The sequence below is a fragment of the Paraflavitalea sp. genome, from assembly GCF_059502485.1.
In genome coordinates, this window is sequence record NZ_JCACET010000008.1 from 2,219,554 (window position 1) to 2,231,985 (window position 12,432).

At 45.6% G+C, this 12,432-nt stretch carries 9 protein-coding genes; 4 read left to right on the forward strand and 5 right to left on the reverse strand.

Annotation, left to right across the window (positions count from 1 at the left end; translation table 11 throughout):
* Positions 1-15 precede the first annotated feature (15 nt).
* Complete coding sequence (locus AC5JBY_RS11515; protein ID WP_495904736.1) at positions 16-1,014, reverse strand: SPFH domain-containing protein; 999 nt, start codon at positions 1,012-1,014, stop codon at positions 16-18.
* 140 nt (positions 1,015-1,154) lie between these two features.
* The gene (locus tag AC5JBY_RS11520; protein ID WP_495904737.1) at positions 1,155-3,662 is read right to left on the reverse strand and encodes a phosphocholine-specific phospholipase C; all 2,508 of its coding nucleotides are present in this window, start codon (positions 3,660-3,662) and stop codon (positions 1,155-1,157) included.
* 222 nt (positions 3,663-3,884) lie between these two features.
* Here AC5JBY_RS11520 and AC5JBY_RS11525 point away from each other — a divergent pair, with 222 nt between their 5' ends.
* The 4 genes from AC5JBY_RS11525 (at position 3,885) to AC5JBY_RS11540 (ending at position 10,047) form a co-directional block, all read left to right on the forward strand.
* Positions 3,885-7,118, forward strand: a complete 3,234-nt coding sequence (locus AC5JBY_RS11525; protein WP_495904738.1) for a choice-of-anchor tandem repeat GloVer-containing protein — start codon at positions 3,885-3,887, stop codon at positions 7,116-7,118.
* A gap of 138 nt (positions 7,119-7,256) precedes the next feature.
* A complete protein-coding gene (locus AC5JBY_RS11530) occupies positions 7,257-7,493 on the forward strand; it encodes a hypothetical protein (protein WP_495904739.1) in 237 nt (78 codons plus the stop codon).
* 130 nt (positions 7,494-7,623) lie between these two features.
* Positions 7,624-8,391, forward strand: coding sequence for a class I SAM-dependent methyltransferase (locus AC5JBY_RS11535; RefSeq protein ID WP_495904740.1), 768 nt, complete (start codon positions 7,624-7,626; stop codon positions 8,389-8,391).
* A 531-nt stretch (positions 8,392-8,922) separates the two neighbouring features.
* Positions 8,923-10,047, forward strand: coding sequence for a M23 family metallopeptidase (locus AC5JBY_RS11540; RefSeq protein ID WP_495904741.1), 1,125 nt, complete (start codon positions 8,923-8,925; stop codon positions 10,045-10,047).
* Positions 10,048-10,057: 10 nt separating this feature from the next.
* Here AC5JBY_RS11540 and AC5JBY_RS11545 read toward each other — a convergent pair whose 3' ends face one another.
* The 3 genes from AC5JBY_RS11545 to AC5JBY_RS11555 are packed head-to-tail and all read right to left on the reverse strand — an operon-like array spanning position 10,058 to position 12,233.
* Positions 10,058-10,879, reverse strand: coding sequence for a sensor histidine kinase (locus AC5JBY_RS11545; protein WP_495904742.1), 822 nt, complete (start codon positions 10,877-10,879; stop codon positions 10,058-10,060).
* A complete protein-coding gene (locus tag AC5JBY_RS11550) occupies positions 10,843-11,514 on the reverse strand; it encodes a hypothetical protein (RefSeq protein WP_495904743.1) in 672 nt (223 codons plus the stop codon). Before AC5JBY_RS11550 ends, AC5JBY_RS11545 begins: the two co-directional genes overlap by 37 nt.
* Positions 11,511-12,233 carry a hypothetical protein gene (locus AC5JBY_RS11555; protein ID WP_495904744.1) on the reverse strand — a complete coding sequence of 241 codons (723 nt, stop codon included), beginning with the start codon at positions 12,231-12,233 and terminating at the stop codon, positions 11,511-11,513. Before AC5JBY_RS11555 ends, AC5JBY_RS11550 begins: the two co-directional genes overlap by 4 nt.
* Positions 12,234-12,432 lie beyond the last annotated feature (199 nt).

Here is a 12,432-nt window from a genome sequence, read left to right on the forward strand (position 1 = left end):
GGCTCACCCTGGTTATTATAACTTGCCGAGTATTTCTGCTTTCTTTTGATTGAATTCATCTTCCGTTAAAATGCCCTGCGCTTTCAGTTCGCCCAGCTGCTTCAGCAGGTCTACCAGCTTTTGCTTTTCCTGCGGATCATTGGCCGGAGCAGTGTTATTACCTTGTTGCTGCTGAGGCTGCAACAGGTTGGTCAATATCACACCTGCGCCGATACCTGCAGTGCTTGCCGCACCGGGATTGTTGGACAGATTCTCTATCGCAATACCACCCTGCATCTGGTTGAACTGGTTTAGCTTGTCAGACAACATATTCAACTGCGTGGTCTTGTCGAGCATCTTCTCCACTTCTTCGGGAAGCGTTACATTCTCGATGTAGAACTTGCCCAGCTTGATGCCCCATATATCAAACTCCTTCTGGAATACAGGTTTCAGTTTCTCACCGATCTCGGTAAAGTTGGCGGCAAGGTCAAGCACAGAAACACCGGCTTCAGCCAGGCCTTCGGCCAGCTTGCTCACGATGGTATTACGCAGTTGCTCACTTACGCCCTCGATGCGCACCCAGGGATTGGTGCCGGCAAACTCCTTGATGAACTTCTTGGGATCGATCACCCGCATGGTGTACGTACCAAAAGATCGAAGGCGTACTTGCTTGAACTCAGGGTCGCGTACGATGATGGGATTGGAAGTACCCCACTTCAGGTTAGTAAACTGCTTGGTGTTTACATAATATACATCAACTTTGAAAGGAGAGTCGAACAGGTATTTCCACGACTTCAATGTAGTGGTGATGGGCATGTTTTTCGTGCTCAGTTCGTGCCGGCCGGGGATGTACACATCGCCAAACTCACCTTCATTCATCAGCACGGCCACCTGCGATTCCCGTACGGTAAGTTGCGCACCGTTCATGATCTTATTACCCTTGTCCGGAAACTTGTAGATCACGGTATCAGTGGTATCATCTACCCATTCAATGACCTCGATAAACTCATTCCTGATAAAATCAAACAGTCCCATATGAAGTTGTTTTAATTGGAGAAAGGTAACTAATTTATACAGTTAGTAGTAAACACGCCTGAAAAATTACATAAAAACAAAAGGCCCTGCAAAATATTGATTTGCAAGGCCCTTTACTATACTACTTAGTGGGTATTTATTTATACTACGCCTCCCATCAGCGGGTCGGTCTTGGAAACAACACCGGTTTCCACGTGACCGGCGAAGCGCTCTTCAAACTGGTCATAACCCTTCACTGATACACTGACGTCGTACCAGTGGAAGGAGGTAGTAAGCTTCACGGGCACAGCTACTTTAGCGCCCGGAGCGATCGTCTTTACCTGCTTGCCGGTTTTGTAATGGTTGTCGTTGAGCGTAATGGTATGCGCTTTGGTATCGTTGTTGATGATGGTGATCACGATGTTACCGGTGAGCTTTTGATTGCTTCCCTGCTCGTAAGTGCAAGCCACTTTCAGCAGCGGGTTGCCATTGTTGCCCTTGAACTCTCGGAAGAAGCCATTGGGAGCGTACACGCGCAGGTGATACAATCCATTATTGAAGCTGCTCAACTTCCATTCGTCCTGCAAGCGGTCACCGGCTTTCACCGAATAATCCCAGGCGCGCATCACTTCCTGCTCATAAGCATTCACAGCATACACCCGGAAAGGCGAGCCAGCAGCTTTGTTGCCAAACACTTTATTGCCCGCAGTAAAGCTTACTGCAAATTGCCCGGTAGCTTTATCAAATTGCCCGTCGGTATACATCTCATACGGGAGGGCACAAGCTGCCCGCACACCCTTTTCCTGCTTGGGTATAAAGGAAGAGCTGAGGGGATTGTTTTGCACTGCTTCCAGTTCTGCAGCAGACAGCTTCTTATAGTTGGCAGGCATCTCCTTGTATTGTGCCTGGTGAATGCTTTCTATGAAAGCATCTCTTTCCAGGAAGGCAGGACGCTCTGTCTTTTCTCCATTGTAAGGGCGGAAGACGGAAGTAAGGTCACCACAAATGGTACGGCGCCATTCAGTGATGTTTTCTTCTTTAACCTGCTTGTTGAACTTCTTTGCCAAAAAGTTTTCGAGGAACTGCAAAGAAGAAGTGTGGTCAAATACCTCTGAGTTTACAAAGCCGCCTCTTGTCCACGGAGAAGCAATGATCATTGGCACGCGATACCCCAAGCCGATGGAGCCTTCACGGATGCTGGCAGGATTAGCAGAAGGATTTGTTTGCTGGTCTTTGGTAGCAAAGTCAAGTTTTGGGTCGATGCCTGCTGAAACTTTACCGGTGTTTTCTTTATAAGGATTGGGCACTACATAAGGCGCCATGTGATCGAAATACCCATCATTCTCATCATAGGTCAAAATGAAAATGGTCTTCTTCCATACTTCGGGATTCTGCAACAATATTTCCATCGCTTCGCTCACATACCAGGAGCCATACCAGGGGTTGCCGGGGTGATCGGAGAAGTTGGCGGGAGACATCAGCCAGGATACAGTAGGCAGTGTACCATTCTTTACATCTTCACGGAACTGGTGGAAGATATCACCCTTCGGAACGTTCACCGTTCTTTCTGTGCCATTGTCAGCATATTTCATCGAAGTGATCTCATGGAAGAAGGGATCATTGGTATTGGTGCTGAATGCTTTTTCATTCAGAGCCTTCAACTCCTTGGTCAACTTGTCATAGCTCTCAGCTGTGAACTTCTGCTGCGCCACTTCAATGCGTTCCAGCACTTTCTTAGCGGCAGCCAGTCGTGTAGCAGTTCTTTCATCGCCAGTTTGCTTTTCGAGGTCGGCGATCTGTTTCAGGATATTCTCTTTCTTCGTTTGCAGGTTGGCAATGCCACCGGCATGCAGACGAACATTGTACTGCTTGAAATATTCGAGGATGTTGGTGCCGAAGTTGCTCAGCCAGGAACCTTCTTCACTCTTCAGCGTATAACCCATCGTCAGTTCATTCTGGTATACCTTCCAGGAAATACCATTTTCTTCGAGACGCTCGGGATATGTTTTCCAATCCAGTTCGGGGTATTCATAGTTACTCACGTTCCACAGGTGGGCAACAGCAGCCGCTTCATTACGCTCCCTTACGGTGCCGGTCATCCAATAATGACGGTTGGGGTGCGTGCCTGTAATGCTGGAGCAGAAGTTATGATCACATACGGTAAAGGCATCAGCCAATGAATAATAAAATGGGAAATCTTTACGATCGCAATAACCCATCGTCAATGGCATATCACCAAACGCTTTGTTACGGGCGCGTTTTGCTTCCAGCCACTGGTCATATTTACCATTGTTCATGGCATCGGTCTGATCGGTCCAGCCATGCGGCAGTGAGCCCATCCAGGCCACTTTGGTATCTTTTACATTGAGGTGGAACGGACCATAGGTATCACCATTTTTGTTGGTTTGCAACCATACGGGGTTTTTATTGGGCAACTGAATGGCGCGTGGATCATTGAAGCCGCGAACGCCCTGCAGCATACCCAGCTGGTGATCGAAAGAGCGGTTTTCCTGCATCAGGAAAACGATGTGTTCAGCATCATAGAAAGTAGTGCCGGCATCGGGGTCGATGGCCAGTGCTTTTTGAATAACAGGTGGTAACGTATTAAAGAAAGCAGTGCCGCCAGAGAGCAAGGCTGCTTTGCGCAGGAATTCCCTTCTTGTATCCATGTACAAATTTTTTTATGGGGTGTAATATATCTACTTCCGTGCAGGTAGCTTTTGCGCGATGCCATACAAGGTAAAGCATAATAATGAGTTAACCTGTGCGTGTTATATTCTGACATAATTCCCGATTCCACTTCCGTTAATCCAAACTCCTCATCCGTTAAGCGTGTCTTTTGGCGCCTCGCCACGCAACCTAATTTGGTGGCTCCTTAAAACACACTTGATATGAAAAAAATATACACAGCCTTATTCCTCCTGTTGTGTGGCACCCTGCATAGCCATGCACAGGGTATCTACCAGTTCTGGGGCACTACAGAGGTTGGAGGTACTGATGGACAGGGCGTTTTGTTCTCTTCCAAGTATGATGGCACTGGTGTGAGGCCGCATAAAGCATTTGAATTAAGCGTGCCCGGCAACTCACCGAGAGATAAGGGGCTGGTGAATTATAATGGCCGGCTGTTGGGTGTAATGTCTGGTGCGGGCGAACGCAATGCAGGCATTATCTATGAATACAATCCTGCTACCAATACGTATACCAAGCTGATCGACTTTTACAGGATCGGCGCCAGATATCCAAATGGCAGCATGGTGATATTTCAAAACCGGTTGTATGGCGTTACTTCCGGCACTACGGACGATCTTAATGGTGTTTTGTATGAATATGATCCTGTTGCCAATACGTTATCTGCCAAGCATATTTTCCAGGACGGCTCCGGCACAAGTCCGAACGTGGGATTAGTGGTATACAACAATAAATTGTATGGAACTACTTTTGATGAAGTACTCTTTTCTTATGACCCGGTGAATAATGTATATGCAAAGCTGGCTGAGTTCAACAGTACGGTTGGGTTTACGTCAGAAGGCCCGTTGCTGCTTTACAATAACCGGTTGTATGGAGTGTCTTCCAATGGAGGGTTGAATAGTAAGGGTACTTTGTTTGAGTTTAATCCGGCCAATAATATCATCACCAAAAAAGCTGATATGAGCACCATCGGCGCGGAGTCACCGGCTGGTGGATTGGTAAGGATCAATAACAAACTATATGGCGGCACCTGGCGGGGAGGTGTCAATGATGAGGGCGCGATCTTCGAATACGATATTGTGCAAAACACATTCGTCAAAAAGGTTGATATGTCGGCGGCAAATGGTAATGCGTTCTACAGCCCCTTCCTGCTGTACAATAATAAACTCTATGGTCTTACTGCTTATGGTGGCACAAACGATGAAGGCGTCCTGTTCGAATATGATCCAGCTACCAACACCTACCTGAAGAAGGTAAACTTCAATGGCCCGACGATGGGCTCACATCCAAGTTCTCCGCTGCTATTACTGAACGACAGATTCTATAGCGTTACTTATGATGGAGGATCTGCCAGCTTGGGCGCTTTGTTTGAATACAATCCGCTCATTAACGGAATAACCAAAAAGATTGACCTCTCCACTTCTGCTACAGGCCACGTTCCCAAAGGAAAGCTCACTTATTACAGCGGTAAATTGTATGGTATTACTGAAAACGGCGGCAGCGATGACAAAGGAGTGATCTTCTCTTACGATCTGGCTACTGGCACCTATGCAGTGCGTCAGCACATGACAGCTGCTACTGGTTATGTGGGTACCATTGACAGTGACCTGGGTGGAATGATGCTGTATAATAATAAACTATATGGCGTTGCGAAAGGTAGTACTGTTATTGGTGGAGCATTGTATGAATTTGATCCCCTGAACGATAATTATACGGTGAAGCACCATTTCAGTCAGGCTACTGGTTACCTCCCTGAAGGCGCTCCCGTGCAATACAATAATAAACTCTATGGGATCACTATTGGCGGTGGCAATAATGGTCAGGGTGTTTTATATGAGTATGACCTGGCCACGAATACCTACGCTGTACGGGTTACGTTCGGCGGATCTTTTGGTGGATACCCACGTGCAGCATTAACCCTGCACAATGGAAGGCTGTATGGCACTACTACCGAAGGTGGAGCTAATAATAACGGCACTTTGTTTGAGTATATACCTGCCGGTAATGGATTTATCAAGCGATACGATTTTTTGCCCGGCGCAGGAGAGGTGTATAACGCCGGCATGGTTGTGTACAATAATAAATTGTATGGCACTACCAATCCTGATATGTTTCAGGGAATAGATGGGGTGCTGTTTGAGTACAACCTGGCGACCAATACCTATACCGAAAAACATCAGTTCCTGTCTCCCGGAGGGTCCTATACGCAAGGCACTATGCTATTGTACAACAACAAGCTGTATGGAACTATGACGAATGGTGGTGCTGCTTATGGTGGCACTTTATTCGAGTATGATCTTGTATCGAATACTTTCAGTGAACCAACCAATTTCACTTCGCTGGAGGGGCGCGAGCCGCTGACTACGCAACTTATAACAGTGCCGGCGTTGGTAGCGCGTGGCACACCGGGCTCCTGCACGGATATTGGTACAACGCCTATCAATGCGGCCAATGCCAGCCAGTGGGTGCCTTTTACAGATGAAGGCGGCAACGCGGTGCTGGAGATCAATGCCAATGGTAATGTGCTCGGCAATGTGCAGGTACAATTCTATACACACAATGGCACTACACGTAAAGATGAAGCAGGCCGTCTATACCTGGATCGTAATATCACTATCAAAGTAGATAATCAGCCTGCCACGCCGGTGAGTGTTCGCTTCTACATTCGCAAAGCAGAATTTGAGTCATTGAAAAATACACCCGGTTCAGGGATCATCAACGTGAGCGATCTTACGCTCTTTAAAAACAGCGAAGCTTGCGGAGAGGCAATAGTATATAAGGCTGCTCCACTGACATCTACTGTTACTACCTGGGGATTGGATTATGTATATACCGCGCAGGTAAGCTCTTTCTCTACTTTTTATGTTGCCAGTGAAGCCTATTCGGCGCTGCCTGTGAAGTTGGAGTATTTTAAAGGAGTGATAGAGGCGTCGGTAAGCAGGCTGCATTGGAAAGCTTCCTGTACAGAGAAAACAGATTTCATCATCGAGCGCAGTACCGATGGGATCCATTTCGGTCAGATAGGTGTGGTGTCAGCTACTGTAGTTGATTGCGGGAATCCTTTCCAGTTTGCCGATCAACAACCGCCACAGGGCAAAGCCTGGTATCGCTTACAAATGAAAGAGGCGGGTGGGAATGTTACTTATTCCAACATCATCCTGCTGGATCGTGGCCAAGGACAATCAGTCAGCATACAGTTAACACCCAATCCGGTGACGGGCAGTCAGGCCATCTTTACGATCTATTCACCCGTCAGTAAATCAATACCGATGATCATTTATGATGCTACCGGCAAATTGATGACCCGGATACAATGGCAACTACAACCTGGCAACCAGGTGCGAACCATCGATGTGCACCAACTGCCGGCAGGCATATATCAGGCAGTGTGGTATGACGGTAACAAAAACAGTGCGATCAGGTTCATTAAACAATAAAAAAATCTCACGGGGATAAGCGTTGGACCTTTTTACGGGGTAACAGTACGGGAGAAATACGGTATTTTACTATATACTTCGTTGACTTGTTGCTCATAAGGTTGTTTGTTGTAATTTCACTGCATAACGCTTATCCCTATGAGTTTAATTACCAATAGTGAAGTAAAGAGTTTCCTGGAAGGAGCCACTCCTCAAACTTCAGCACGTATGAAAGCCATCGCCGATGTAAGAACAGCACATCACGATTTCAACAGTCTGTACAAGTTTGTAAGTAGTCAATACAACGACAATATTCCTCCCGATGTATTACAGCTGCTACAGGAAGAAGCCCAATACTTCACAGCAAAATACAATCCCCGACCCGTCGAAAAATAGGGTCTTTGGGTATCGCGGTATTATCTTACGGTTATTTATTCCACAGCTCGCTGTTAAGTGATTTTCAGTATTTTAAGAAAAAAATCATTTAGCAGTTGCATATCTTTATTCTCCGTCGTTACTTTGCTGTATGGAGCAGTCAGCAATCACTTATGAGTACGAGCGTATTACCGATATTAAACGCTTAAAATTCATTGTAGACAGCCTTGCAAAGGCAATTCCCGCAGGTGGCAACATCCTCGATGTAGGTTGTGGTAATGGTGTGATCAGCAGGCACTTAGGCCAGTTTGGCTACAATGTGCTGGGTATCGACATCAGCCAGAAGACGATCGAAGTAGCCCGCAGCAAGAACAAGCTGCCCAATGTGCGGTTTGATGTGATCAGCGCCGAAGACCTGATTGCCCAGGGTAAGCAATTCGATGCAGTGATCTGCAGCGAAGTGTTGGAGCATCTTCACCAGCCCGAAATTTTACTGAAGACATTATACAGGTCATTGAAAGATGACGGTACGCTTGTGGTAACAGTGCCCAACGGCAAAGGACCACGTGAGGCATTGGTGACAAAGCCGATGCTGCGTGCCCGCAAGAACCCCGGTCTGCAAAACTTCATCAATAAGATAAAGCGGATGTTGGGTTATAAAGGCACTACTGTACAGTCTCAGGCTGATAACCTCGACCACGTGCAATTCTTTACCCAAAAAGACCTGGAAAAACTGGCTGCCGCCAACCAGTTTAAGATCATACGCTTCAGCAAGACCAATTTTGTGGAAGATGTATTCCCCTTCTCCCTCGTCACCAAGCGAGTGAAGGCCCTGCAATCACTGGATTGCCAGATTGCCGAGATCCTGCCTTACAACATGACGGGTGGCTTCAATACCTTGTGGAAAAAGGTAGTTTAATCGGGCACTAAGACATTTTAATTTATACGCCCCTTCCGGATTACCGGGAGGGGCTTTTTGTTGTTGGTCAATAGAGGCTGAATCGTCAGTATGCCAGTTCTGGCAATAAGATTACTGAACTGATAAGAAGGAGGAGAACGTGGATAGATGTGGAATAGGTCTGACAGGGGATTGGTAGGGGATTGAGTAGGAATTGCTGAAGAATTGGGTCTCGATAAAGTCTCGATAAGGTCTCGACAAGGTCTCGGTAAGGTCTCGGTAAGGTCTCGATAAGGGTATCAGCCAAGTGGGGCTGATCGGTGGCAGGAGTTGTCAGGAAGTAAATCCCTTAATTTCATAACTGTCGGATTTTCAATCCAAATTGGGTCTGGCCGCCTGGAGCGGCCTGACTGGTGGTGGTGTTTGAATTTACGAAATCCGCTGGCGGGGTTCATCATTGACGGCGGAAGATTTTTCTGCAACAGGAGATCAAAATGCCGGGGTGTCCATGTGTTTTGCCGGTATAGTTCAAAGAAGGTACATTTATCAGTTATGAAGCGGATAAAAGTATGGCTCTTGTTGACCGTGGGTTGTATCACTGGTCTCTCAACTACATTCGGTCAGCAGTCGAAGGAACTGGTGGGCATGCAGGTATTGTATGATCCCAAAGTAGTTATGATCGACGGTTGGCTAACCGTGTATTACGAACTTAAGCTCACCAACAACAGCAAAGATTCTCTTGTCCTGCAAAAACTGGATATACTTACTGAGGACAAAGTGCTGGTAGAGTCAATGAGCGGTGATGAATTAAGCAAAAGATTCAGCAGAGATATATCGCAAGCCGGAACAGCCGTATTGCCCCCGCATGAAACCGGCCTCGTTTACATAGAGGCCGACCTGCACATTGTGCCTGCTGGTTTAAACCACCGGCTTACTTACACAACGATACATCCCAAAAAAGAAAAGACGGCAACTGCTTACGGTGGTAGTGTTGGTCATTTGCCATTAACGCCTGTGTTGATCGGTGCGCCGCTAAGTGGTGGCGCATGGGCGGCGGTGTATGATCCTTCCTGGAAGCGTGGGCACCGGCGCGTGGTATACGCGGTTGATGGGAAAGAGCGTATTCCCGGGCGGTTTGCCATCGACTTTATATTGCTCGATTCGTCAGGTCGCTATGCCGCAGGTGCAGAAGACTCCATAAAAAACTGGTTTGGATATGGAGCAGCTGTAAAAGCGGTGGCCAATGGCGTAGTGGCATCTGTGCGTGATGACTTTCCGGAAAGCCCCACTTTATCGGGACATCCTGCTTACGCTGCTGATAAAGCAACGGGCAATTATATTTCTATCGACATGGGCAACGGTTACTTTGCTTTCTATGAACACCTGAAACCCGGCAGCATCCGGGTGAAGCCGGGACAGCGGGTAAACCAGGGAGATGTAATTGCTGCGCTTGGTTTTACCGGACAAACTACCGGACCACATCTTCACTTTCATATTGCCAACGCCAACTCACCGCTGGGAGCGGAAGGAGTACCTTTTGAATTTATACAGTTCTATCAGTTGGGTGCTTATCCCGACTTTGGGCAGTTTGGTAAAATGCCCTGGACACCTGTGCAACGAACTGAGATCATCAAGCAGCGTCCTGGTCCTAACACGGTCGTCAGTTTCGTTCCTTAACAAGGTTATTTTATACAGTTGCCTGTTCCGGATGGGATGACTGTATGGGAAGAGTAATTATCACGCAGGTACCTACGGCCATTTCGCTGTCGATGTTGATCACTGCGCCGATGGGATCAAGTCTTTTTTTCATATTGGATAATCCAAGCCCTTTGGTATTGGCTTTGTCGGCCAGCAGTGATTTATCGAATCCTTTACCATTATCCTGTACTTTGATCGCCAGTTTATTCTCTGTGTAGGTGAGTTCCAGTTCTATTTTGCTGGCAGCTGCATGCTTCACAATATTATTGAGCAGTTCCTGTACAATACGGAAAAGCACCATTTCCACATCTGCAGGAAGATTGGGTATATTATCCGATGTTATAAAGGTGGTTTCATACACACCCGTTTTTTGCAGGTAATCGAGCTGGTATTGGACACTGGTGGCAAGTCCTACATTATTAATAAAACTGGTGTTGAGTATTTTGGAAAGGTTGCGAAGGTCCTGGATCACTTTGGTGATCAGGTTTTTTGATTCATCCAGCTTTCTTTCTGTTTCTGTTAGCTTGTTCAGGTCGATGGTATTGATGTTGAGCTTTACAAAGCTCAATGTCTGCCCGATATTATCGTGGATCTCCTGACTGATTTTTTCCAGTGTTTGTTCCTGTATTTCCAGTTGGGTGTGCAGTATCTGTGTTTCGTATTCCCGGCTGATGTTTTCTTTTTCCAGCGCGAAGTTTTTCTTCGCTTTGTCGAATAGTTTCACCAGCAGGAGAATAAATCCTGCCAGCAAGATTAGGAATGCGGAACCCGTAATCAGGATGCTGATGATATCTTTGACTGAGATCTGCATTGAATGATTGAGATCGTTATACTGCTGTATAAAAATAAGGATAATACCTGCGAGATGATGTTTTGAATCGTTGAGTTGATAACAAGTATCTTGCTTTTTGCTAAAAAATCATACGCGGCAGCACACAAAGAAAAACCGGTATAGAAAATGAGTAGACCTGCCACTATCCAGAATCCTGGCACTTTGGGGAGGGATTGGTGGTGGGACGGATTCCTGATATGGGTATAAAAGAATAGCAGGCACAACAGGCAAATGAGGAAAGAGCCAATATTGAGCGTAATGTTAATGAGGTTATCTCTGTCACCCCATATCAGATACCAGATCATGATCAGAACTCCCAGGAAGAATATGGTATAATATATTCGTGATTTGTATTTAGACGATAAAATTGAAATGTAGACAAGGAACCACGCATAGAAAGTGAAAGAAATAATAATGTATGGATTGTACAACCAGGCATTGTAGGACTCCAGGGCAGAGTAGGCAATGCTGGTTGCCCATATTTCTGTAATACAGGTATAAACAAGAAAGGGTATCCACAAAACCCATTTCCCAGGTAATGACCTGAATAAAATAACAGAAGTGATGCAGGCCACCACTTCTGTTGATAATGTTATAAAACCTAATATCGTCATGGTTTGGTGTGGGATAAGTCGAAAGCTCCGGGATCTTCGTTGAAAAATTTAAATGCCTTTTTATAGAAATAAGTTTGTGTTATACCCGCATTTTTATTAAATGGCGATATTAACGAATCGAGTATTAATACCTTTAAATTTTTGCCGTCATCTCCTTGCCAATAGTCGTCTCCATTTGATATTTCATGAAAGGGTATTTCTTGGCGTACTTCGGAGAAATGTACAGGGGCCATGAAAATTGTGTACTTATCTCTTAATAGGAAATTTGTATCCTTTGAGTTTATTTGCATATAATTGTAGTCATAGGTTTTGGAAAAGTATAATGCCACCCCTGGCTTGAATTTAGTGGGGAATTCCTGCTTTTTATTTTTTTGTATGCTGTCTTCATAGTCTCTAAAGAAGGTTTCTAATTTTTTAGCGTATGCGACAAAGTCATCAATGTTATGTACAATACACTCTGTCTCGGGCCTCTTTGGCATGTCTGATATTTGTCGTTCTAATTGTATTCGTCGTTGTGCTCTCCGTTCATCTTCATACTTTTGTTTAATGTATTGTGCTCTAACAAAAGGGAGTGTATTTGATTTTTTTTCATTTAGTGCGACGATAACTGGATTAGTTTTTTTTGTGTCCAGGAGTGTTTTAATTCCAATCCCTGCACCAATTCCAATTCCTAATGCAGCAATGATGATTATCGTTGCACTTGTGTTATTTACAGTCATGATGTTTGGTTTGTATTTTGAGTATTTAGGTAAGCGCAAAGTAGATTATGAACTAAGTGTATAGTACCGTTAAAACACCTGTTTTTCCGCGTAGTTATTCTTATTTACGCTCTACTGATATGGTCGTTATTTTTAATTTGCCTGCAATAGTGAAGTGCGGGATGGCTATAATATTTGCAGAATTCCGTAATAATGTCCA